Origin of the sequence: Pseudomonas sp. P5_109 (assembly GCF_034009455.1) — a bacterium.
Classification (GTDB): domain Bacteria; phylum Pseudomonadota; class Gammaproteobacteria; order Pseudomonadales; family Pseudomonadaceae; genus Aquipseudomonas.
On sequence record NZ_CP125380.1, the window covers coordinates 6,886,208 to 6,907,815 of the forward strand.

Annotated in this window: 21 protein-coding genes; 14 read left to right on the plus strand and 7 right to left on the minus strand. The window is 59.3% G+C overall.

The annotated features are described in order from the left end of the window. Window positions 1-150: 150 nt before the first annotated feature. Window positions 151-1,017 (minus strand): transcriptional regulator HexR, encoded by an 867-nt coding sequence (gene hexR / locus QMK54_RS30800; RefSeq protein ID WP_007954250.1) that lies wholly within the window; start codon window positions 1,015-1,017, stop codon window positions 151-153. A gap of 352 nt (window positions 1,018-1,369) precedes the next feature. Between hexR and QMK54_RS30805 the strand changes: the two genes are divergently transcribed. Further along, a complete protein-coding gene (locus QMK54_RS30805) occupies window positions 1,370-1,687 on the plus strand; it encodes a hypothetical protein (protein ID WP_110661207.1) in 318 nt (105 codons plus the stop codon). Between the two features lie 58 nt (window positions 1,688-1,745). On the opposite strand, the gene QMK54_RS30810 is transcribed toward QMK54_RS30805, so the two are convergent. Continuing rightward, the gene (locus tag QMK54_RS30810; protein ID WP_110661206.1) at window positions 1,746-4,616 is read right to left on the minus strand and encodes an EAL domain-containing protein; all 2,871 of its coding nucleotides are present in this window, start codon (window positions 4,614-4,616) and stop codon (window positions 1,746-1,748) included. 256 nt (window positions 4,617-4,872) lie between these two features. Here QMK54_RS30810 and uvrD point away from each other — a divergent pair, with 256 nt between their 5' ends. The 4 genes from uvrD (at window position 4,873) to QMK54_RS30830 (ending at window position 9,258) form a co-directional block, all read left to right on the plus strand. Continuing rightward, on the plus strand, window positions 4,873-7,056 hold the full coding sequence (uvrD, locus tag QMK54_RS30815; RefSeq protein ID WP_320401815.1) for a DNA helicase II: 2,184 nt from the start codon (window positions 4,873-4,875) through the stop codon (window positions 7,054-7,056). A gap of 157 nt (window positions 7,057-7,213) precedes the next feature. Next, on the plus strand, window positions 7,214-7,654 hold the full coding sequence (locus QMK54_RS30820) for an EamA family transporter (RefSeq protein ID WP_007971691.1): 441 nt from the start codon (window positions 7,214-7,216) through the stop codon (window positions 7,652-7,654). 179 nt (window positions 7,655-7,833) lie between these two features. Next, window positions 7,834-8,712, plus strand: a complete 879-nt coding sequence (locus tag QMK54_RS30825) for a Tim44 domain-containing protein (protein WP_103395993.1) — start codon at window positions 7,834-7,836, stop codon at window positions 8,710-8,712. Between the two features lie 138 nt (window positions 8,713-8,850). Continuing rightward, a complete protein-coding gene (locus QMK54_RS30830; protein ID WP_110657681.1) occupies window positions 8,851-9,258 on the plus strand; it encodes an SMI1/KNR4 family protein in 408 nt (135 codons plus the stop codon). 23 nt (window positions 9,259-9,281) lie between these two features. On the opposite strand, the gene QMK54_RS30835 is transcribed toward QMK54_RS30830, so the two are convergent. Next, on the minus strand, window positions 9,282-11,045 hold the full coding sequence (locus QMK54_RS30835; protein WP_110657683.1) for a cation:proton antiporter: 1,764 nt from the start codon (window positions 11,043-11,045) through the stop codon (window positions 9,282-9,284). Between the two features lie 286 nt (window positions 11,046-11,331). Here QMK54_RS30835 and QMK54_RS30840 point away from each other — a divergent pair, with 286 nt between their 5' ends. Further along, complete coding sequence (locus QMK54_RS30840) at window positions 11,332-11,814, plus strand: acyl-CoA thioesterase (protein ID WP_007971685.1); 483 nt, start codon at window positions 11,332-11,334, stop codon at window positions 11,812-11,814. A gap of 129 nt (window positions 11,815-11,943) precedes the next feature. On the opposite strand, the gene pdxY is transcribed toward QMK54_RS30840, so the two are convergent. Beyond that, window positions 11,944-12,816: a pyridoxal kinase PdxY gene (gene pdxY, locus QMK54_RS30845; protein WP_110657685.1), complete on the minus strand. Its 873-nt coding sequence runs from the start codon at window positions 12,814-12,816 to the stop codon at window positions 11,944-11,946. A 119-nt stretch (window positions 12,817-12,935) separates the two neighbouring features. Between pdxY and QMK54_RS30850 the strand changes: the two genes are divergently transcribed. Next, window positions 12,936-13,349 carry a DUF3301 domain-containing protein gene (locus QMK54_RS30850; protein WP_320401816.1) on the plus strand — a complete coding sequence of 138 codons (414 nt, stop codon included), beginning with the start codon at window positions 12,936-12,938 and terminating at the stop codon, window positions 13,347-13,349. A gap of 4 nt (window positions 13,350-13,353) precedes the next feature. Here the strand turns inward: QMK54_RS30850 and QMK54_RS30855 are convergent, their stop codons facing one another. Continuing rightward, window positions 13,354-14,325: a CobW family GTP-binding protein gene (locus QMK54_RS30855; RefSeq protein ID WP_320401817.1), complete on the minus strand. Its 972-nt coding sequence runs from the start codon at window positions 14,323-14,325 to the stop codon at window positions 13,354-13,356. A 27-nt stretch (window positions 14,326-14,352) separates the two neighbouring features. On the opposite strand from QMK54_RS30855, the gene QMK54_RS30860 reads away from it, so the two are divergent. After that, window positions 14,353-14,709: an NADH:ubiquinone oxidoreductase gene (locus tag QMK54_RS30860; RefSeq protein ID WP_320401818.1), complete on the plus strand. Its 357-nt coding sequence runs from the start codon at window positions 14,353-14,355 to the stop codon at window positions 14,707-14,709. A gap of 15 nt (window positions 14,710-14,724) precedes the next feature. On the opposite strand, the gene zigA is transcribed toward QMK54_RS30860, so the two are convergent. After that, on the minus strand, window positions 14,725-15,930 hold the full coding sequence (gene zigA, locus QMK54_RS30865; RefSeq protein ID WP_320401819.1) for a zinc metallochaperone GTPase ZigA: 1,206 nt from the start codon (window positions 15,928-15,930) through the stop codon (window positions 14,725-14,727). Window positions 15,931-16,071: 141 nt separating this feature from the next. Here zigA and QMK54_RS30870 point away from each other — a divergent pair, with 141 nt between their 5' ends. After that, on the plus strand, window positions 16,072-16,449 hold the full coding sequence (locus QMK54_RS30870) for a glutamine synthetase (RefSeq protein ID WP_110657695.1): 378 nt from the start codon (window positions 16,072-16,074) through the stop codon (window positions 16,447-16,449). Here the strand turns inward: QMK54_RS30870 and QMK54_RS30875 are convergent. Next, window positions 16,446-17,648, minus strand: a complete 1,203-nt coding sequence (locus QMK54_RS30875; RefSeq protein ID WP_223594450.1) for an N-acetylmuramoyl-L-alanine amidase — start codon at window positions 17,646-17,648, stop codon at window positions 16,446-16,448. The genes QMK54_RS30870 and QMK54_RS30875 overlap by 4 nt on opposite strands. Window positions 17,649-17,734: 86 nt before the next feature. Between QMK54_RS30875 and folE2 the strand changes: the two genes are divergently transcribed. From folE2 to QMK54_RS30900, 5 genes are read left to right on the plus strand one after another with little or no spacing between them, the layout of a single operon-like run. Then, window positions 17,735-18,631 carry a GTP cyclohydrolase FolE2 gene (gene folE2, locus QMK54_RS30880; protein WP_223594452.1) on the plus strand — a complete coding sequence of 299 codons (897 nt, stop codon included), beginning with the start codon at window positions 17,735-17,737 and terminating at the stop codon, window positions 18,629-18,631. After that, window positions 18,628-19,296, plus strand: coding sequence for a metal ABC transporter ATP-binding protein (locus QMK54_RS30885; protein ID WP_223594454.1), 669 nt, complete (start codon window positions 18,628-18,630; stop codon window positions 19,294-19,296). Before folE2 ends, QMK54_RS30885 begins: the two co-directional genes overlap by 4 nt. Continuing rightward, window positions 19,296-20,162, plus strand: coding sequence for a metal ABC transporter permease (locus QMK54_RS30890; protein ID WP_320401820.1), 867 nt, complete (start codon window positions 19,296-19,298; stop codon window positions 20,160-20,162). The genes QMK54_RS30885 and QMK54_RS30890 overlap by 1 nt, the downstream gene beginning before the upstream one ends. 11 nt (window positions 20,163-20,173) lie before the next feature. Continuing rightward, on the plus strand, window positions 20,174-21,049 hold the full coding sequence (locus tag QMK54_RS30895) for a metal ABC transporter substrate-binding protein (protein ID WP_320401821.1): 876 nt from the start codon (window positions 20,174-20,176) through the stop codon (window positions 21,047-21,049). After that, complete coding sequence (locus tag QMK54_RS30900; protein WP_320401822.1) at window positions 21,046-21,606, plus strand: carbonate dehydratase; 561 nt, start codon at window positions 21,046-21,048, stop codon at window positions 21,604-21,606. Before QMK54_RS30895 ends, QMK54_RS30900 begins: the two co-directional genes overlap by 4 nt. Window positions 21,607-21,608: the final 2 nt, after the last annotated feature.

Below are 21,608 nucleotides of genomic sequence, written 5' to 3' on the forward strand. Positions count from 1 at the left end.
GGCGACGCCATACCTGTGGCGAGGGGGCTTGCCCCCGTTGGGCCGCGCAGCGGCCCCAAACCAGTTAACCGCGTACATCCATTAAATCGCGTCTGCCGGATTTACGACTGCTGCGCAGCCGAACGGAGGCAAGCCCCCTCGCCACAGGGGTCAGTCGTCCAGGGCTTTCACCGACTTGGGCGACAACCGCAAGCTGCGCAGGCTGCGCTTGACGCTCTTGAGGTGGTTGACCAGGCTCGGGCCACGCGCCATGGCCACGCCCATCGCCAGCACATCGATCACCACCAGATGAGCGATACGTGAAGTCAGCGGCGTATAGATTTCAGTGTCTTCATGCACATCGATCGCCAGGTTGACCGTAGACAGCTCGGCCAATGGCGTCTGGCTCGGGCACAAGGTGATCAACGAGGCGCCGCTTTCGCGCACCAGGTTGGCGGTGATCAGCAAGTCCTTGGAGCGACCCGACTGGGAAATGCAGATGGCCACGTCAGTCGGCTTCAATGTCACCGCCGACATCGCCTGCATGTGCGGGTCGGAGTACGCCGCTGCGGTGAGCAGCAAGCGGAAAAACTTGTGCTGGGCGTCCGCCGCGACCGCACCCGAGGCGCCAAAGCCATAGAACTCGACGCGCTGGGCCTGGGACATCAGCGTCACCGCCCGCTGCAGCTCCAGAGGATCGAGCTTCTCGCGAACCTCCATCAGGGTATGCAGGGTGGTGTCGAAGATTTTCAGGCTGTAGTCGGCGACCGAATCGTCTTCATGGATCGCAAACTGGCCAAAACTCGCACCGGCCGCCAGGCTCTGGGCCAGCTTCAGCTTCAGGTCCTGGAACCCGGAACAACCAATGGCACGGCAAAAACGCACGATGGTCGGTTCGCTGATGCCCACGCTGTGGGCCAGGTCGGCCATGGAGCTGTGCATCACGGCCGCAGGATCAAGCAGCACGTGGTCGGCGACCTTGAGCTCCGACTTGCGTAACAGGTGGCGAGACTGGGCGATGTGTTGCAGCAGATTCAAAGGGCTGGACTCTTTGTTATTGGCAGGCGCCGGGGATGTAGCACGCTTGTAGTTATACTACATGAATCGGCTTTTTGCCTCCTCAATGCGTAACCACATCCCTCGACATTCGGGCACGTGCGCTCCATGTAGCGTTCATTGCCGGTTTTTCAGGCGCTCCTCTGCGTTCGCTTTTTGGCGTTGCGGCAAAAATGCGCCTCTCGTTGCACACAGCACTATTAGTTACTTGGCCAACAACACGCCCCCAATATCAACTTACAAACATGTTAATCGCCATCACCCACAAATTAAATAAAGCTGGATATATTAAACATGCAGGACGCAATTAACTTAATTACAGGAGTTACATACAATGACCAATAGAATTGTCAGCGGCGCTTGGACCGCTCAAAATGACCGCATGCCCGGCGCGGCCTCCCTCCGTGTCTCAGGCAACGTAACCGTAACAAATTCCGCCCATACACCAACGCTGGTAAGAAGTGAAATTCAGGACAAGTCTTGTGATCTACGACTTGACCTGCAAATTGATACCAGCGGAACTGGACTTACCGTTCTAACAGAGAAGCCCGTCAAGTATAAGTCTGCCGGAGTTTCCAGTGTCACTAGCGTCAGTATCTTTCACGAAGGTAAATTACTGGCCCACATTAATAATGTATTGATCACCGATTAAAAACTCCTGATTCAAACTTCCCGTCAGACCGCCATGGCCTGACGGGAAGCAATTCCAGTCAATCCACATGATTCTCTCGCAGCAGAACGGCCAGGTCTTGCGCCTCCACCGGCCGACTGATCAGATAGCCTTGCACCTCATCGCAGCGCGATGCCTTGAGAAACTCAAGCTGCTCCTGCCGCTCCACCCCTTCCGCGACGACCTTCAATGACAAGCCATGGGCCATGGCAATGATCGCCCGGGTGATCGCAGCATCCTCGGTGCCCTCGCCCAATCCGCGGATAAACGCCTGGTCGATCTTCACGTAGTCCACCGGAATGCGTTTGAGGTAGCTCAAAGACGAATACCCGGTGCCAAAATCGTCAATGGCCAGTTTCACCCCGAGATCACGCAACTGCTGGAAGGTGGCGATGATGTGTTCGACGCTGTCCAGCAACTGGCTTTCGGTGAGTTCCAGCTCCAGGTAGCGAGGCTCCAGCCCGGTTTCTTCCAACACTTGGCGCACCAGACTGACCAACTTGCCCTGGCGCAATTGATGCACCGACAGGTTGACCGACACCCGAATCGCTTCGAGCCCCTGCCGCTGCCACTCACAGGCTTGCCAGCAGGCCTGACGCAGCACGAACTCACCGATCGGGCCGATCAATCCGGTTTCTTCCGCCAGGCCGATGAAATCCCCCGGCGGCACGCGGCCCATGGTCGGATGATCCCAGCGCACCAACGCCTCGGCGGCATTGAGCTTGCCCGTGGCAAGGCACAGCTTGGGTTGGTAAAACACCTTCAGCTGTTTCTCTTCGACTGCCTTGCGCAAATGGTTTTCCAGCTGTAACCGCTCCAGCGTGCTGGCTTGCAAACTGTCGGTGTAAAACTGGAAATTATTTCCGCCCAGATGCTTGGCGTGCTGCATGGCCATGTTCGACTGACTGACCAATGCCGATATTTCCCGGGCGCTGTCCGGCAACAAGCTGATGCCCATCGACGCGCTGACCACCAACTCATGCCCGTCAATCGTCACCGGCAAACGCAACTTGCTCGCCAGGCGAGTCGCCACCCGGGCCAGGCTCGAAAGGTTGCCGTAGGAGTTGAACAGCACGGCAAACTCGTCACCGGAAAGGCGCGCAATGGTGTCTGCTTCAGGCAATGCATTGACCAGGCGCCGAGCCATCTTCTGCAACAACTGGTCGGCGACTTCATGCCCCAGACTGTCGTTGAGTTGCTTGAATCGATCAAGATTGATGTGCAGCAACGCCAGGCTGCGATACCCGCCCTGCCGCACTCGCTGATGAGCCTCACTAAGGCGTTCGCGGAACATCGCGCGGTTGGCCAGTCCGGTAAGCTCGTCGTAATGAGTCAGATAGCGCATGCGCTCTTCAGACTCTCGACGAGCTGAAAGATCAGCGAAGAAGCCCACAATATGGCTCACATTTCCCCGAGTATCGCGCACAGCATTCAGTTGCAGCCATTGCGGATACATCTCGCCGTTCTTGCGGGTCTCCACCAATTCGCCCTGCCAACTGCCTTCCTGCTCCAGCGCCTGATGTATTGCGGCGTAATGCCGACGTGCATCGCGACTGCATGGCAACTCAACGACATTACGTCCGATCATGTCGTCGATGTCATAGCCGGTCACCCGACTGAAGGCTTGATTGATCGCGATCAGGACGTAGTTAGGATCGAAAATCACGATCCCTTCGCTGGCCGCCTCGAACACGGTCGCCGCCAGTTGCCGCTGCTCTTCCAGGCCTTTGCTGGCGCTGATGTCACGGCGAGTGCCGACCATGCGAATCACCCGGCCGTTCTCGGCACGCTCGACCGCCCGCCCACGGTCCTCGATCCAGACCCAGTGGCCGTCGCCATGGCGCACGCGATACTCGATTTGATAGTCCTCGGTGCGGCCCTTCAAATGCTCGACCAACGCCCTTTTCAGTGCAGGAAGATCATCAGGGTGAAGGCGCGGCTTGAGGTGGCGCAGTAGTGCCGTGACCTGCTCCGGCTCCAGGCCGAACAGTTCCTGAATCTGCGTGTGATGGACTTCGTCGGTTTGCAGATTCCAGTCCCACAACCCCAGCTCACTGGCCTTCAATGCCAGCGCCAGGCGTGCTTCGCTCTTGCTCAGCGCCTGGTTGGCGGCGTCCAGTTCCAGGCTGCGTTGAGCGACGCGGTTTTCCAGGTCGACCTGTATCTCTCGCAATTCGTTGTCGGCGCGTCGGCGCTGCTCAATCTCCTTGGCCAGCTTCTGATTGAGCTGATCACTGCAGCTTTGCGCCTGCTGCAGATGCTCGATCAGTGCCTGGTTCTGAAAGCGTCGCATCAAGCCCCGATCGATCAATCGATTGACTTGCCAGGCAACCACGCTCAACGCACCGAGCAGGATCAGCCCGAACCAGCCCCAACCTTGCTGCTGTTCGTCAGCCCCCCAAAACATATAGGCGATGGCGGGCAACAGGCAGGGCAAGGTGAATGACAGAAAGGCCGGCAAGCTGACCGCATAGGCCACGCTGGCCGAAAGCGCGGCGGCACCGATGAGGCCGAAGACCCAGGCTTGCTGAATGAAGTTATCGGCGGGAACCAGGGCGATGCCGGCACCGGCCAGGGTCAGGCCGGTGAGGCCGGAGCCCAGCCAAAACATCCGTTGCCAAATGGGGTGGGCCTGACGATTGGGGATGGCCGAATCGAAGGCTGCGACCTGAATCACCCGCAATGCCACCAAAGACAACAACCACACCAGCCAGACACTGACCAGGAAATAGCGCTGCGGGCTCCAGAGCAAACCGGCACAGACCAGGCCATTGATCAGCATGAACAACGTGGGCAGCAGCGAGCCCTGATACAACAGGCGCGTGCGTTCGACCGCCATTTCCATGGCGTACTGTTTACGGATCACCCGTGGCTCCACAGTGGGGCCCGACAGGTCGAAGCTGAGGGTCATAGGCGATGTTCTTGTTCTTATAATGGTGAGCTTGTGCCCGAAACTGCTCGGAGCATACACAAGCAATTGCCCGGACCAAACTGCTGCTGATCAATAAATCGCCAAATTTTTCAGCCGCCGACGCCACTGAAAATGCTCAAGGCACGCCCCGCCAGCGCCTGCAGCCGATGACTGACCGGTCGTCCTTCGCATAACTTTCATCGGTTAAAGCGAAGCGGGGTTTGCCCGGTGTGTCGCGGCCCCCTAGAATGCCCCGATGCGCGATGATCTCTCCCTTCTGCTGAACTCCCTCAACGATGCCCAACGCCAGGCCGTAGCTGCCTCCGTGGGTCGTCAGTTGGTCCTGGCCGGTGCTGGTTCCGGTAAAACCCGAGTGCTGGTGCACCGTATCGCCTGGTTGATCCAGGTCGAAAACGCCTCGCCCCACTCCATACTGTCGGTGACTTTCACCAACAAGGCTGCTGCCGAGATGCGCCAGCGCATCGAGCAGTTGATGGGTATCAACCCGGCCGGCATGTGGGTCGGCACCTTCCACGGCCTGGCGCACCGCTTGTTGCGGGCGCACTGGCAGGAAGCGGGCTTGAGCCAGACGTTCCAGATTCTCGACAGCGATGACCAGCAACGGCTGGTCAAGCGGGTGATCCGCGAACTCGGCCTGGACGAACAGCGTTGGCCGGCCCGTCAGGCACAATGGTTCATCAATGGCCAGAAAGACGAAGGTCTGCGCCCGCAGCACATTCAAGCCAGCGGTGACCTGTTCCTGGCGACCATGCGCGGCATCTATGAAGCCTACGAGGCTGCCTGCCTGCGTGCGGGCGTCATCGACTTCTCCGAATTGCTGCTACGCGCCCTCGATTTGTGGCGCGATCACCCAGGCCTGCTGGCTCATTACCAAAAACGCTTCCGGCACATTCTGGTGGACGAGTTCCAGGACACCAACGCCGTGCAGTACGCCTGGTTGCGCCTGCTGGCCAAGGGCGGTGACAGCCTGATGGTCGTAGGCGACGATGACCAGTCGATCTACGGCTGGCGTGGCGCGAAAATCGAAAACATCTACCAGTATTCCGAAGACTTCCCGGACGCCGTAACCATCCGCCTGGAGCAGAACTATCGCTCCACCGCCGGCATCCTGAAGGCCGCCAACGCCTTGATCGCCAACAACACCGGACGCCTGGGCAAAGAGCTGTGGACAGACGGCGGCGAAGGCGAAGCGATCAATCTGTACGCCGCGTTCAACGAACACGACGAAGCACGCTACGTTGTCGAAACCATCGAAAGTGCGCTGAAAACCGGCTTGTCTCGCAGCGATATCGCGATTCTGTACCGCTCCAACGCCCAATCGCGGGTTCTTGAAGAAGCCTTGCTACGCGAGCGCATTCCATACCGCATCTATGGCGGCCAGCGCTTCTTCGAACGCGCCGAAATCAAGAACGCCATGGCCTACCTGCGCTTGCTCGAAGGCCGCGGTAACGATGCCGCGCTGGAACGGGTGATCAACGTGCCGGCCCGTGGCATTGGCGAGAAAACCGTCGAAGCGATCCGCGACCATGCACGCCACAGCGATGTGTCGATGTGGGAGGCGATGCGCCAACTGGTGGCCAACAAAGGCCTGACCGGGCGTGCGGCCGGTGCCCTTGGCGCGTTTATCGAGCTGATCGAGAATCTCGCCGCCAAGTGCATGGAAATGCCCCTGCACCTGATGACCCAGACCGTCATCGAGCAGTCGGGGCTGATCGCCTATCACGAAGCGGAAAAAGGCGAGAAAGGCCAGGCCCGGGTAGAAAACCTTGAGGAACTGGTCAGCGCCGCGCGCAACTTCGAAAACACCGAAGAAGACGAAGAACTGACGCCACTGGCAGCGTTCCTCGGTCACGCATCGCTGGAGGCCGGCGACACCCAGGCCGACGAGCACGAAGACAGCATCCAGCTGATGACCCTGCACAGCGCCAAGGGCCTGGAGTTCCCCTACGTGTTCCTGGTGGGCATGGAAGAAGGCCTGTTCCCGCACAAGATGAGCCTGGAAGAACCCGGCCGCCTTGAGGAAGAACGTCGCCTGGCCTACGTCGGCATCACCCGGGCCATGCAGAACCTGGTGATGACCTATGCTGAAACCCGACGCCTTTATGGCAGCGAGACCTACAACAAGGTGTCGCGTTTCGTACGCGAAGTTCCGAAAGGCCTGATTCAGGAGGTGCGGCTGTCCAACAGCGTCAGCCGTCCGTTCGGTGGCAACCAGTCGATGAGCGGCAGCAACCTGTTCAGCGGCAGCGAGATTCCGGAAACCGGCTTCAGCTTGGGCCAGACTGTGCGCCACTCGATCTTCGGTGACGGAGTGATCCTCAACTTCGAAGGCGCCGGGGCCCAGGCCCGGGTGCAGGTGAACTTCAGCGAAGGCAGCAAGTGGCTGATGCTGGGGTATGCCAAGCTGGAAGCGATCTGATCACCCGATACAGGACCTTTATGGGACCGGGCTTGCTCGCGAAAAACGATAACGCGGTATGACTGGATGACCGCGGTGCGCCCATTCGCGAGCAAGCCCGCTCCCACAGGGTTGCGTGTGGACTTACAGACATTGATCTGAACAAGGTGCAAAAAGCATGGGCTCAGGTTTCTTTTCTTCCTGGACATTCTGGGCCCTGTTATCGGCGGCATTCGCCGCAATGACCGCCATTTTCGCGAAAGTCGGCATCGAAAACGTCAATTCCGACTTCGCCACCCTGCTACGCACGATAGTGGTATTGGTCAGCCTGGCCTTGATTTTGTACGCCACGGGCCAATATCAGTCATTGGGATCGATCTCTGCAAAGAGCTACCTGTTCCTGCTGTTGTCTGGCCTGGCCACCGGTGCATCGTGGATCTGCTATTTCCGCGCCCTCAAGGTCGGTCCGGCGTCACTGGTTGCCCCAGTGGACAAACTCAGCGTGGTGCTGGTGGCTGTTCTTGGCGTTGTCCTGCTGGGTGAAAAACTCGACCTGCGCCAATGGGGCGGAATCGGCCTGATCACGGCCGGGGTGGTCATGCTGGCGCTACGACGCTAGGCGACCGCCCTACAAACCCTGTCCACTCATCTGACAGATAAAAGTCAAAAGGCCTTCTTGCACTGACTGAAGCTGAACACGACCTGTCAGGCAAAAGCCCGAAACACTCTGCCGCTAGCCAGTAACACTTCAGCTGTGCAACATGGCGCGCGTGCCTTCCACAAATGGGAATTCCCTTTATGAAACGTTTTCTTAGCATCGCCATGGCGTTGTGCATCGGCCTGACGATGAGTCTCGACGTCAATGCCGCCAAGCGCTTCGGTGGTGGCAAAAGCGCAGGCGCTGCGCCGACGCACCAGACCAGCCAGATGGCTCCTTCTTCTCCAGGCATGGGCGGCGCCGCGGCGACCGCTGGTGCTGCCGGTGCCGCTGGCGCCGCCGCCAAGGCCGGTGGTGCTTCGCGCTGGCTCGGCCCTCTGGCCGGTATCGCCGCCGGTGGCCTGCTGGCCTCCATGTTCATGGGTGACGGCTTCCAGGGCATGCAGATCTTCGACATCCTGATCATGGCGGTCATTGCGTTCCTGGTCTTCCGCTTTATCGCCGCCCGTCGTCGCAAGCAGCAGGAGCATTACGCTCCAGCCGGCCACGCGCCGATGCAACGTGAGGCGTTCGAACAAAAGCCTGCCGGCGGTTCGATCTTCGGTGGTTCGGCAGCGCCTGTTGCCGCTCGTCCAGTGATCAACGCTCCAGCCTGGTTCAACGAAAGAAACTTCGTCGAAGCGGCGCGCAATCACTTCCAGTCCCTGCAACAGCACTGGGACGCCAATGAAATGGACAAGATCGCCGAGTTCGTGACTCCGCAAATGCTGGAGTTCCTCAAGCGTGAGCGTGCCGACCTGGGTGACGGCTTCCAGTCCACCTACATTGATAACCTCAATGTACAACTGGATGGCGTGGACGATCGCGCCGACAAGACCATTGCCACCCTGACCTTCACTGGCCTGTCGAAAACCTCGCGTTTCGACCAGGGCGAAGTCTTCAGTGAAAGCTGGAACATGGAACGTGCACAGGGCGAAAACCAGCCTTGGCTGGTGGCAGGTATCCGCCAGAACGGCTGATTACCCTCCACGTTTCACTTGCTGCAATAAAAACCCCGGCTCAGGCCGGGGTTTTCTATTTCGCGGTTGCATCTATAGCGAGCTACTGTATAAACCGCCCCATATAAACCGCGCCATACAAGCAAGAGGATCCCGGACGTGGAAGAAATCATCGAACAATTGCGTGAAGCCAACGAACCGGTACCGGTCCCCTTGGAATTGCCTGACGAAGACCAGCTGGTGGAAATCGAAGAACAACTGTTCATCGACATTCCGTTTGTCTTCAGAGAGTTTCTGCTGACCGTCAGCGACGTGGTCTACGGCAGCCTGGAACCGGTCACCGTGACCGACCCGCAATCCCACACCTACCTGCCCGACGTTGCCGCCAACGCCTGGGACGCCGGTGTCGATCGCAGCATGATTCCGATTTGCCAGGACGGTGACGACTACTATCTGGTCGAAGAAGACGGCACCGTGGTGCTTTGGCAGGCCGAAGAAGAGCTGATCGCCGAAGAAACCTGGGAATCGGTGTGGCACTGGGCACGGGACGTCTGGCTGGAAAGCTGATCCAGCCAGTGCCGCAAGGGTGGTCAATGCCCGGACGACTCCTTGTGGTTATCGAGGGTTTCCAGCAACGCCACCTGCATCCGCGTGTGCACACGAATGAACCAGCGCCACAACAGCGCCGCCACGGCGGCCGCGACCACGGCGATCAGTACCAGCAACTTGTTGGTCGGCAGAATACTGGCCGACAAGGCTGCCAACAGCAAAAAGATCACCAGCAACGACAGGATCGGGATCACTTCGGCGATGACCCTACGCACTCGCTGCGTGTGACGCCCGGCCATCTCCGGCTTAACGCCCATCTCCGCCAGTAACATCGACAGTGCCTTGAGCTTGCGGTACGCCGCAATCAAAAAAGGCAGCGACAACAACAGGGCCCCACCCCAGATCAATGCCTTCTGCCAGCTTGGGTCGCTGATCCAGCCTTGCAAGTAAGCCGACATGCGCTCGGCGAAGAACGCCCCCGAGAAAAAGATCGCGATCACCAGCGCCAGATTGACCCCAACCTGCAGCAAAATTCTTCTGATCATCGACGCCAGCAAGGCCCCCTCGCCCTGTGGCTGAATGCTGCGCAACCATTCGCCGTACATCCCCAGCACTCGCCCCAGACGTTCGGGCATGATCTCGCCAAGCTTGATCGACAGAGGATCCGCTGCGCGAATCAGATAGGGCGTCAGTAACGTGGTAATCACCGATACCGCCACGGCAACCGGGTAGAGAAAATTACTGGTGACCTGCAACGTCATGCCCAGCGCCGCGATGATGAAAGAAAATTCGCCAATCTGTGAAAGCCCCATCCCGACCCGCAGTGAGGTGCGTCCGTCGTTGCCGGCGATAAACGCACCGAGGCCACAGGACAGCATCTTGCCGAGCACCACGGCTACGGTGATTACGGCGATTGGCCACGCGTACTGAAGCAGGATCGCCGGATCGAGCATGAGCCCGATGGCCACAAAGAAAATCGCACTGAAGAGATCACGAACCGGCTCAATCAAACGCTCGATTTTCAGCAGTTGCCGGGACTCAGCCATGATCGCGCCGATCAGGAACGCCCCCAGGACCATGCTGTACTCAAGCTTGACCACCAGCAGGCAGAAGCCAAAACACAGGCCCAGCACGGTAATCAGCAGCATTTCGTTGCTTTCGAACCTGGCGACGTAGGCCAGCAGGCGCGGCACCATCAGGATGCCAATGACCAACGCAACGATCATGAACAGCGACAGTTTGCCGACCGTGGAAAACACTTCGCCGGAGCTGACCGTACCGCTGACGGCGATGCTGGACAGTAACGCGATAATGCCGATGCCCAGGATATCTTCGACGATCAGCACACCGAATATCAGCTGTGCAAATCGCTCGTTCTTCAACTTCAGATCATTGAGTGCCTTGACGATGATGGTGGTCGAGGAAATCGCCAGGATCGCGCCGAGGAATAGCGAGTCCATGGTGTTCCAGTCGAACCAGCGACCGATTTCGTAGCCGATCCAGATCATCAGCACGATTTCCAGGAACGCCGCGATGAATGCCGTGGCCCCCACCTTGAACAACTTGCGCAGGCTGAACTCCAGGCCGAGGCAGAACATCAGGAAAATCACCCCGAGTTCGGCCAGGGTCTTGATGGTCTCTTCGTCATGGATCAGGCCGAATGGCGGAGTGTGCGGGCCAATGATGAAACCGGCGACGATGTAGCCCAGCACCACCGGTTGTTTCAGGCGATGGAATACCACGGTTACCACGCCTGCGATCAACATGATCACTGCCAGATCCTGAATGAAACTGATGGCATGCATGGCGTGAGACTCCCTGGATGACATGGCTCGATCCGCGGACGTAGGAAAAGTCTGATCGAGCAGAACAAGAATCGGAATTGCGCGTAGGAAATGCCCTTGTGGCAGGGCTTTTTGCAGGGTAACACCGCGACTTCTGGCAGAAAGGCGGTGCAATATATGGAAACAGATCGATCCGGCGTGACGGCGACCCTGCACCCGGCGTCCCGATAACTGTTGGTTTGAAAAAACCGCCGAGGCACCCGCAGAGGTGCATCCCTCAAACCTGGCCTTGACCCGTGAGAATGCTATGGAACCCGGAAACGCCCAGCTGTCGATGACGGTATTGATGACCCCTGACATGGCCAACTTCTCTGGCAATGTTCACGGCGGCACCCTGCTCAAATACCTCGACGAAGTGGCCTACGCATGCGCGAGCCGTTATGCCGGTCGCTATGTGGTGACCCTGTCGGTGGACCAGGTCATTTTCCGCGAGCCGATCCATGTCGGCGAACTGGTGACCTTTCTCGCCTCGGTGAACTACACCGGCAACACCTCCATGGAGGTTGGCATCAAAGTGGTGACCGAGAACATCCGCGAACGCTCGGTGCGTCACACCAACAGTTGCTTCTTCACCATGGTCGCGGTGGATGACCAGCGCAAACCTGCCCAGGTACCGCCGCTGCAACCGGACAACAGCGAGAGCAAGCGCCGCTTCATCCAGGCTCAACAGCGTCGGCAGATTCGTCAGGAACTGGAAAAGCGTTATCAGGAGATCAAGGGCGACGCCTGAGTTATTCAGGCAGGCTGATGGTGTTCTCTAGATAGCTTTCGCGAGCAAGCCCGCTCCCACACTGGATCTGTGCAACACCAAAGATCAAATGTGGGAGCGGGCTTGCTCGCGAATGGGTCCAACGCTCAATCAGAGGCTGATCGGGGTCGCTTCGAACCGCACCCGCGGATGGGCAATCCGGTCCTGAGCCCGAACCAGTTCCAACTCGTAGCTGGCACACGCCTGGGTTTCCAGCAGCACTTCATGCACCGCCGACGCCGTGAACTCGAACGCGGCCACCAGGCTATCGCCTAACAAAACGCGCGCCAGGAACAGCCCCGACGTCAGATCGCCCACACCCACCGGCTGACGCGGGAACGCCAGCAACGGGCGCTGCAAATGCCAGCTGCCTTCGGCCGTCACCAGCAGCATCTCGAAAACCTCTGCCGATTTGCCTGGGTAGTCCAGATGCTTGACCAGCACTGCTTTCGGGCCGCGCACCAGCAATGCACGCGCCATTGCCAGGCAATCGAACAGCGATTGCGGCTTGCGCCCGGAAAAACTGTCTAGTTCCAGCTGGTTCGGGCACATGAAGTCCGCCACGGCGGCGGCCTCTTCCAACAGGAAATCACTGACCTCCGCCGGAACACTGCAGCCCTTCTCCGGATGTCCCATGACCGGATCACACAGGTACAGCGCCTTGGGATTCATCGACTTGATCCGCGCCACACCCGTCAAAATCGCTCGGCCCTGGGCCGCGCTGCCGAGGTAACCGGAGAGCACCGCATCGCAGTTGCCCAGCTCGCCAATCGCCGCGATACCTTCGACCAGGTCGGGAATCTGCTGCGGCGCCAGCACTTCACCGGCCCACTGGCCGTACTGGGTGTGATTGGAGAACTGCACGGTGTTGAGCGGCCAGACATTCACCCCGACCCGTTGCATCGGGAAAACCGCGGCACTGTTGCCGGCGTGACCGAATACCACGTGGGACTGGATAGCGAGCAAATGCGGTGTACGTTTCATGCGGTGGATTTCCGTAAAACGATTGAAATTCTAGCCGCGCAGTATGCGACTAAACGCAGCCTGTACGACAGACCAGCGACGCAGTTAAGCTGACACTATCTTGTTGGAGCACCCTGTTGATGCTGACCCTTGGAAATATATTCGTGCTGATGCTGTTCGCCACTGCTGGCGCATGGTTATGGCACAACCACGGCTTGCGCGAGCGCGCGCTGGAGCGGGTCAAGCAGCATTGCGGCAAGCTCGGGATCGAGTTGCTGGATGGCAACGTGGCCTTGAAAAGAATCGCCTTCATCAAAGATGCCAGTGGTCGCCGACGCCTGGCCCGCGTGTACAACTTCGAATTCACCGTGACCGGTGAAACCCGCCACAACGGCACCATCACTCAGTTCGGCGCCCACAGCGCACAGATTGAACTTGCGCCCTACCCGGTCCCGTTCGATGAAACCGAACCAGTGGTCGATATGGTGAAGCCACGCGCGGAAGTGATCGAGCTGAGCCAGTGGCGTCAGGACCATACCAAGTGGCGGCCTTGAGCCGTTAACCCGATCCGGATCGGCACGCTGCCAGCCCACTGCGCAGTCTTTCTGCATCCTGCGCCTCACTGAAAATCAGCTCGATACGTGAATCCTGCCGCCATTCACTGGGCTTCCAGTCCAGCGCCGAGTTATCCACCGCGTTCACCGAGACCCAGCCGTGGGCGCTGTGGATAACCAGCTTCGCCCGCCTCCAGGCAAGGCTTTCAAGCCAGCGGCCAACCAGAGCAGCATCAAACACCTGGCTTGGGTGCCAACGCCATCCGATGCTCCAGCCTCCGTCCTGTTCCTGACTCAAGCAAATGGGCAGCGCGGGATCGCTCCAGACTGCCGGCAGCTGCGCCAATCCCTTGGGCAAAACGAAGTTATCCACACCTGCCCGCGCTTTGGCATTCAGCCCCGGCAACTCGCTCAAGGGTAAAGCCGCCTGCTGCGTCCAGCACAGGGGGAGCGGCGGCAATTGCCCGGCGATTCGCTGGCGGCCTTCTTCTTCAAGACCTTCAGATTTGTTCAGCAGTAACAATCCCGCATGGCTCAGCGCTTGCTGCTGCGCCTGCGGCAACGGTTTTCCAGCGGCAAGCGACTGGGCGTCCAACACCAGCACGCATGGCTGCACAGCCAAGACGCCTTGCCACGGCGCTTCGCTCAATTGCCTGAGCAGCTGCGCAGGATGGCCCAGCCCCGAGGGTTCGATAAATAACCGATCCGGACGCGCCTTGCGCAATAAACGCCCAAGACCAATCTGAAACGGCGCACCGTTGACGCAACACAGGCAGCCCCCGGCCACTTCCCCCAGTGCGATACCATCGGCGTCCCGGGTCAGTAGCGCAGCATCGAGACCGATCTGGCCAAACTCGTTGATCAACACTGCCCACCGCTCACCGGCCGGGCGCTGGGCCAGCAGGTGCTTGATCAGGCTGGTCTTGCCTGCACCCAACGGGCCGGCAATGACATGAGTGGGGATATTCTGCAGCATGGTCGATGATTTCTGAGGAGGTAATGGATGCGGTTGATTGGCTTGTCGTTGCTCCTGGCACTCGTTTCGGGCGAGGCGCTGGCCCAGGCTTGTGTGGTTCACAGCCAGGCCGAGCGGCTGGATGTCCAGGTTTGCCAGCAGAACCGCACCATCCCGCCAAAACTCTTCACCGATGGTTTCTGCCAGCCGAACCTGGCGGGGCAGAAAGTCGATGTGCGGTATGTCGATCAATGTCCCGTCGGCGCATTTGGTATCTGCAGCAACGCCCAAGTCGCCAATATGCCCTACCGCCAGGATATTCACTATTACGGCGTTGCCACCGACGCGGCGTATTTGCAGCCGTACTGCGAGGCCCAGAGCCAGGGCACCTGGCTCAAGCCTTGAAGCGCCAGTAGTGGATCAGGCGGCTTCTTCATACCAAGGGCCGAATGGATCAGGGAGCAAACGCCAGCCCTCTACGCCCAACGCCATTTCCTCATCGGTCAGCAGGCAGGCATCCAGTTCGGCCGTGAGTAACGTGAAGTCGATGTTCTGGCCGATGAATACCAACTCCTGGCGACAGTCCCCGCTGTCGGCGGTCCAGTGCTTCATGATCCCGGTGGTACTTTCCGGATCCTGCGGCCATTGGTTTTTCGGTACGTAACGCCACCAGCGCCCGGCAAAACCATAGCGCATCAAACCGCCGGCCTGGGACCAACTGCCAGCGTCCCTGTGCTTGCTCGCCAGCCAGAAAAAACCCTTGGAGCGCAGCAGCTTGCCGTTGTCCCAGGGGCCATCGATGAAGTTGAAGAAACGCTGCGGATGGAACGGCCGGCGTGCCCGGTAAGCACTGGAAGCGATACCGTACTCGTCGGTTTCCGGCACGTGTTCGCCGTGCAGCTCCTGCAACCATCCCGGTGCCTGGGCAGCCTTTTCAAAGTCAAAACGACCGGTGTTGAGAATTTTATCCAAGGGGATTTCGCCCATCGCCATCGGAATGATTTCCGCCCGGGCGTTGAGCCGTTCCAGTATGGCGATCAGTTCCTCGCGTTGGTGGCTGCTGATCAAATCGATCTTGCTGAGCAAAATCACATCGGCGAACTCGACTTGCTCGATCAACAGGTCGGTGATCGAACGCTCGTCCTCTTCCCCCAGTGTTTCTCCCCGGGAGGCCAGGCTTTCGGCAGCCTGGTAATCGAGCAGGAAGTTCATGCCATCGACCACCGTGACCATGGTGTCCAGGCGTGCGATGTCGTTGAGGCTCTGCCCGTTTTCATCGCGAAAGGTGAAGGTTTCCGCCACTGGCAGGGGTTCGGAAATACCTGTGGACTCGATCAGCAGGTAGTCGAAGCGACCTTCCTTGGCGAGTTGACTCACTTCCTTGAGCAAATCTTCACGTAACGTACAGCAAATACACCCGTTACTCATCTCAACCAACCGTTCTTCAGCGCGATTAAGGCTGACATCACGCTGAACTTCGGTGCCATCGACGTTGATTTCGCTCATATCGTTGACGATTACCGCAACCCGTAAACCATCGCGATTACGTAGTATGTAATTAAGAAGTGTACTTTTCCCGGCACCAAGAAAGCCGGAGAGAACGGTCACGGGGAGTCGATTGGACATCTGCATATTCCTCACAGGGATGCCCTGTCGCTGCGTCGGGCTTTAGGCAATGTTATAGCATAACTATACAAATTAACCATCCCCTTGCTCAACAGGGCAAAGGACAGGATGCTGAACGTCGCTCCCTTTGTGAGATTCCCCATGCGCAACGCCCTGAAACCTGCATTGATCATGCTGTCCCTGCTGGTGGCTGCCGACGCGATGGCCCAGATCCCGAGCCTGGCCAAGTGCACCCGCAGCGCCAATCTGCTGGCCTGCGTGGATGCGGATGGCAACGCCTACAGCGTCAATACCGCTGGCAGCACCCTCTATCTGCGGGGTTTCGAGACAGCCGGAAAACGCTATTGGGTGCAGACCAACAGCCGCTACGGTCAATTTACGTTTTTCACCGGCATCGCTTCCGATGGCGAGGCCTGGGTTGGCTACAACCAGCGCATCGGCTGGACCACGATCAACCGGTTTTCCAGCTCCGGCGGCAGCAGCGCCAAGTTCACCTGCAGCCGGATCGCTGGCTGTTAGGCCTGCGTATTTTTCTGCTCCTGCTGCCAGGCGAGGTAGCTGTTGATCGGCGGATTTTTCTGGAAGTAGCGCTGCAACCCTTCGAACAGGCCGTCCGCCACCGCTTGCTGATGGCGTGCGGTCACCAGCCGCTGACTGTCGCGGGCATTGGAAATGAAGCCGGTTTCGACCAGGATCGACGGCACATCCGGCGACTTCAACACCGCGAAGCCTGCCTGTTCCACGCGCTTCTGATGCAAGGTGGTGATACCCGCCAGGCTACCGAGTACGGTGCTGCCCAGCTCCAGACTGGCGGCGAGGGTGGCGTTCATCGACATGTCGAGGATGACCCCGGCGAGCATCGGATCCTTGTCCTTGAGATTGAGCAGGCTCGTCGCACCCAGCAGGTCCGCGCCGTTCTCTCGTTGCGCCATGAAACGCGCAGTGGCGGAGGTTGCGCCGCCTTCAGACAGGCAGTACACCGACGCGCCTGATGCCGTGAGACGCGGCGCCGCATCGGCGTGTACCGAGATGAACATGTCGGCATTGTGCTTGCGGGCGATGTCCACGCGCTTGCGCAACGGCACGAAGAAATCGTCATTGCGCACCAGTTTCACGTCGAATCCTTTTTCGCGCTTCAGGCGCCTGGCCAGCAACTGAGCGATGGACAGCACCACGTCTTTTTCTCGCTCGCCTTTGGCCCCGATCGCTCCCGGATCCTTGCCGCCATGGCCGGGATCGACCACCACGATGATGTCGCGCTTGGGGTGGGCCTTGGTTGTGATCACTGCGGGCGCTGCTGGCGTCGCTGATGGCAACGCAGCGGTAGCCTTCAGGTCGAGCACCAGCCGATGTCCCTGCCCATCCTGGGGTGGCAACAGGAAGCTGTCGAGCTGCACCGGCTCACGGAGGTCGAGGACGACCCGCGTATCGCCCTTGCCGAAATGCCCGGAGCGAATCGAACGGATCACACCATCGCCCAGGGCCAACTGACTGAAGTCGCCGCTGAGGCCGGCGCTACAGAGGTCGATGATCAGTCGCTCTGGGGCACTCAACGAGAAGGTCTTGTACTGCACCGGTCCGCTCAGATCGAACACCAGTCTGAGCTTCCCGTCCGTGTGCCAAAGCCTTGCGTTACGAATTTGCGAAGCCGCCGCGCCGAAGGGTAAAGCGAAGGCCGCGCTGGCGAGAATCAAGTTGAGCAGGTGGCGTCTGTGCATGATGAAAGCCTGTTCATGAAAAAGGCATCGTCGATTGTATTGTTATACTATAACATGGCAATTCAACTCCCACGATGGACCTGCTCATGAATGCGCTGACTCTGCCGGATATCGCCGCGCAGGCCTCACGCCAAGCCCTGCCACTGGAGTGGGTGGGCATGTGCGGCATTGCTCTTCCTGTTTTGTTTGATGGCCAACGACTGAATGCAAAGGCCGATGCCGGCGTGAGCCTCGACGATGGCAATGCGCGCGGCATTCATATGTCACGGCTCTATCTGGCGCTTGAGTTGTTGGAGCAGGAACGCCTCTCTCCGGCTTTATTGCGACGGGTTTTGCAGCGTTTTCTTGAGAGCCATGAGGGGCTATCCAGCAGCGCTCACTTAACCATTCACGCCGATGTGTTGCTGAAAAGGCCGGCTCTGATCAGTCCATTGGCAGGTTGGAAAAGCTATCCGGTCAGCATCGAAGCGCGCTTGAAAAACGCAATGTTCCACGTGGAACTAAAAATCGACCTGCCTTATTCCTCAACCTGTCCATGCTCTGCGGCCCTTTCTCGACAGTTGATTCAGCAGCAATTCGTCGACGATTTCGCCAACAAGTCACTGCAACACGCTGACGTTTTAGCGTGGCTTGGGACCACGAACGGCATCGTCGCTACACCTCACAGTCAACGCAGCAACGCAAAGTTGCGCGTGCGGCTGGCTGATTTTTTGGACGAGTTGCCTCTGATCGCCGTCATCAACGACGCCGAAGCCGCACTCGGTACAGCTGTTCAAACAGCAGTAAAACGCGCCGACGAACAAGCCTTCGCCCTGGCCAATGGTCAGAACCTGATGTTCTGCGAAGACGCCGCACGCCGTTTGAATCAGGCCCTGAAACGCTCCACCGGCATCAATGCCTTCCACATTCGTGTGATCCACGCCGAAAGCCTGCACGCCCATGACGCCGTAGCCGAAAGCCGATTCAACTGGGAGGTCGCATGATTGCTTGCCACGCTTTGCGCTGGGGCGCACCGGGCCAACCACTCACCCCAGCGCTGAACCTCGAACTGCCGAGGGGCAGCCTGACCGCCATCATCGGTGCGAACGGTTCTGGCAAAAGCAGCCTGCTGAAAGTCATCGCCGGCTTGCAAAAACCGTTGGCCGGAAAAGTGCGACTGAATGTTCCATTCAAGGGCGGCGTGTCGTTCCTGCCCCAGCAACAACACTTGGACAGGCAATTTCCGATCAGCCTTCAGGCATTGGTCGCCGCCGGTTTCTGGGGCAACATACAATCCCCGGAGATCCGTAGCCAACGACTGAATACCGTCCTCGAAAACTGGTGCCTGAAGGGTCTGGAAGATCGGCCCTTGATGGCCCTCTCCGGCGGTGAATTGCAACGTGCCCTGCTCGCCCGTTTGAGCCTGACCGACGCACCTTTGCTGCTACTCGATGAACCCCACGCGGCCCTCGATGAATGGGGTCAAGAGTTGCTCTGGAAGCACCTGCACGAGTGGCACCACGAAGGCCGGACACTGATGGTCGTGTGCCATGACCTCGCCGCTGTCCGCGACCACATCCCCCACACGTTGCTGATCAAAAGCAGCGGTTGCGTACTCGGTTCGAGCTTCGAACTGATCCGCCAACAACCACGAGCGCAGGTGGCCTGATGATCGCTGCCGTGCATCTCTGGCAACCCTTCCACGAATTCGTCTTCATGCGGCGGGCGTTGCTCGGTGGCTTGGTCCTGGCGTGCAGCACGGCGCCCCTGGGCGTGTTTCTGATCCTGCGGCGCATGAGCCTGATTGGCGATGCCGTCGCCCACGGCATCCTCCCCGGTGCGGCCTTGGGTTTCTGGTTTGCCGGATTGAGCCTCCCGGCATTGACCATCGGCGGCCTCGGTGCCGGCCTGAGTATGGCCGGCCTCGCGGCCTGGATTACCCGACGCACCGGCCTGCGAGAGGACGCCAGCCTTGCAGCGATCTACCCGATTTCCCTGGCCATCGGCGTGCTGATTCTCGGCATCGCCGGCAAGCGCCTGGACCTGTTGCACCTGCTGTTTGGCTCGGCGCTGGCAGTAGACGGCCCGACCTTGACCGGCATGCTCTGGGTCTCGGGCCTGAGCCTGATTGCCATGGTATTGATCTACAAACCACTGTTGCTCGACACCCTCGACCCGCTCTTTCTGCAAACCGTCAGCCGCCTCGGCCCACTGGCCCACGGCGTGTTCCTGACGCTGGTGGTGATGAACCTGGTCATCGGTTTCCAGGCGATCGGCGCGTTGATGGTAGTCGGCCTGATGATGTTGCCGGCGGCTGCAGCGCGCTTCTGGAGTCGCCGCTTGCCTGTGCTGATCGTCATTGCCGCCTTGCTCGGCAGCCTCTCGGTATGGCTCGGTCTATTGATCTCGTTCTACTTCTCGCTGCCCAGTGGCCCGGCAATCGTGCTGGTGGCCGGTGCTGGATATTTGTTGTCCGTGGTGTTCGGGCCGGTACACGGCTTGCTGCGCCGCCCGCCTTTGCTCACATCCCAATGAGGTGTTACCCGATGCGCGCTTTACTCGTGCTGTTCAGCTTGATGGTGTCGATGTCGCTGTCTGCCGCCGAAAAACTTCAGGTGGTCACCAGCTTCAGCATCTTGGCCGACATGACCCGACAGGTCGGCAAGGATCATGTCCAGATCACCAACATGGTCGGCCCGGACGCGGATGCCCACACCTACGAGCCGACACCGGACGACGCCAAGGCACTGCTCAAAGCCAGGCTCATCATCAAGAACGGCCTGGGTTTCGAGCCCTGGCTCGATCGCCTGGTGACGAGCACAGAGACCCGTGCGCCGGTCATCAGCGCGAGCCACGGTGTCATACCGCGTAGCCTGGATGAAGACGGCGAAAACGTTCCCGACCCGCATGCCTGGCATAACCTGGCGAACACCGAGTTGTACATCGCCAACATCACCAAGGCGCTGATCGCCGCTGACCCGGCGAACACCGCCGACTACGAGCGCAACAGCAAGGCGTATCTGAAACAGGTCTACGCCCTGCTCGCCGAAGCCAAGGCCAAACTCGGCTCGCTGCCACCGGGCAACCGCAAGATAGTGACGTCCCATGACGCCTTCGGTTATCTCGGCCAAGCCTACGGCATCGAGTTCATGGCGCCTCAAGGCCTGTCCACCGAGCGCGAACCTTCAGCCGGGGAAGTAGCCGCCCTGATCACCCAGATTCGCCAGGCCAAGGTCAAGGCGGTGTTCATGGAAAACATCAAGGACGCGCGCCTGCTCAAGCAGATCGCCGATGAAAGCGGCGCGCAGATCGGCGGCACTTTGTACTCCGATGCGCTCGCGGCGAGCGGTCCGGCCAGCACCTTCACCGGGTTGTTCGAGTACAACCTCAACACCCTGTACAACGCGTTGAGCCAGCCATGATCCGCAAGAATCCTTCCGGAGATATACCGCTGATTGCCGAGTCGGCCTATGTCGACAAGACGGCGATCATCTGCGGCAAAGTGGTGATTGGCGAGAACGTGTTCGTCGGGCCCTACGCGGTGATCCGCGCTGACGAAGTCGATGACTCAGGTGACATGCAGCCGATCACCATCGGTGCCAACTCGAACATCCAGGACGGTGTGGTGATCCACTCCAAATCGGGTGCCGCGGTGACCATCGGCGAATTCAGTTCCATCGCCCACCGCTCGATCGTCCACGGCCCCTGCACCGTGGGCAATCGGGTGTTCATCGGTTTCAACAGCGTGCTATTCAACTGCGTGGTCGGTGACGGTTGCGTGGTGCGGCACAACTCGGTGGTCGACGGGCGCGATCTGCCTGAGGCGTTCTACGTGCCCTCCACCACACGGATCGGCCCCAACACCGACCTCTCGCAATACCCGCCGGTGAGCGTCAGTGCCTCGGAGTTTTCCGAAGATGTGGCGCGCACCAACGTCGATCTGGTGCGCGGCTACAAAGCCCAGCAAAACGAGTTCTGACC

Bases quoted from the DNA above. Each gene is read 5' to 3' on its own strand.
- QMK54_RS30805 (WP_110661207.1), top strand. From the start codon at position 1,370: ATGACCAATAGAATTGTCAGCGGCGCTTGGACCGCTCAAAATGACCGC.
- QMK54_RS30810 (WP_110661206.1), bottom strand. From the start codon at position 4,616: ATGACCCTCAGCTTCGACCTGTCGGGCCCCACTGTGGAGCCACGGGTG.
- uvrD (WP_320401815.1), top strand. From the start codon at position 4,873: ATGCGCGATGATCTCTCCCTTCTGCTGAACTCCCTCAACGATGCCCAA.
- QMK54_RS30820 (WP_007971691.1), top strand. From the start codon at position 7,214: ATGGGCTCAGGTTTCTTTTCTTCCTGGACATTCTGGGCCCTGTTATCG.
- QMK54_RS30825 (WP_103395993.1), top strand. From the start codon at position 7,834: ATGAAACGTTTTCTTAGCATCGCCATGGCGTTGTGCATCGGCCTGACG.
- QMK54_RS30835 (WP_110657683.1), bottom strand. From the start codon at position 11,045: ATGCATGCCATCAGTTTCATTCAGGATCTGGCAGTGATCATGTTGATC.
- QMK54_RS30840 (WP_007971685.1), top strand. From the start codon at position 11,332: ATGGAACCCGGAAACGCCCAGCTGTCGATGACGGTATTGATGACCCCT.
- pdxY (WP_110657685.1), bottom strand. From the start codon at position 12,816: ATGAAACGTACACCGCATTTGCTCGCTATCCAGTCCCACGTGGTATTC.
- QMK54_RS30850 (WP_320401816.1), top strand. From the start codon at position 12,936: ATGCTGACCCTTGGAAATATATTCGTGCTGATGCTGTTCGCCACTGCT.
- QMK54_RS30855 (WP_320401817.1), bottom strand. From the start codon at position 14,325: ATGCTGCAGAATATCCCCACTCATGTCATTGCCGGCCCGTTGGGTGCA.
- QMK54_RS30860 (WP_320401818.1), top strand. From the start codon at position 14,353: ATGCGGTTGATTGGCTTGTCGTTGCTCCTGGCACTCGTTTCGGGCGAG.
- zigA (WP_320401819.1), bottom strand. From the start codon at position 15,930: ATGTCCAATCGACTCCCCGTGACCGTTCTCTCCGGCTTTCTTGGTGCC.
- QMK54_RS30870 (WP_110657695.1), top strand. From the start codon at position 16,072: ATGCGCAACGCCCTGAAACCTGCATTGATCATGCTGTCCCTGCTGGTG.
- QMK54_RS30875 (WP_223594450.1), bottom strand. From the start codon at position 17,648: ATGCACAGACGCCACCTGCTCAACTTGATTCTCGCCAGCGCGGCCTTC.
- folE2 (WP_223594452.1), top strand. From the start codon at position 17,735: ATGAATGCGCTGACTCTGCCGGATATCGCCGCGCAGGCCTCACGCCAA.
- QMK54_RS30885 (WP_223594454.1), top strand. From the start codon at position 18,628: ATGATTGCTTGCCACGCTTTGCGCTGGGGCGCACCGGGCCAACCACTC.
- QMK54_RS30890 (WP_320401820.1), top strand. From the start codon at position 19,296: ATGATCGCTGCCGTGCATCTCTGGCAACCCTTCCACGAATTCGTCTTC.
- QMK54_RS30895 (WP_320401821.1), top strand. From the start codon at position 20,174: ATGCGCGCTTTACTCGTGCTGTTCAGCTTGATGGTGTCGATGTCGCTG.
- QMK54_RS30900 (WP_320401822.1), top strand. From the start codon at position 21,046: ATGATCCGCAAGAATCCTTCCGGAGATATACCGCTGATTGCCGAGTCG.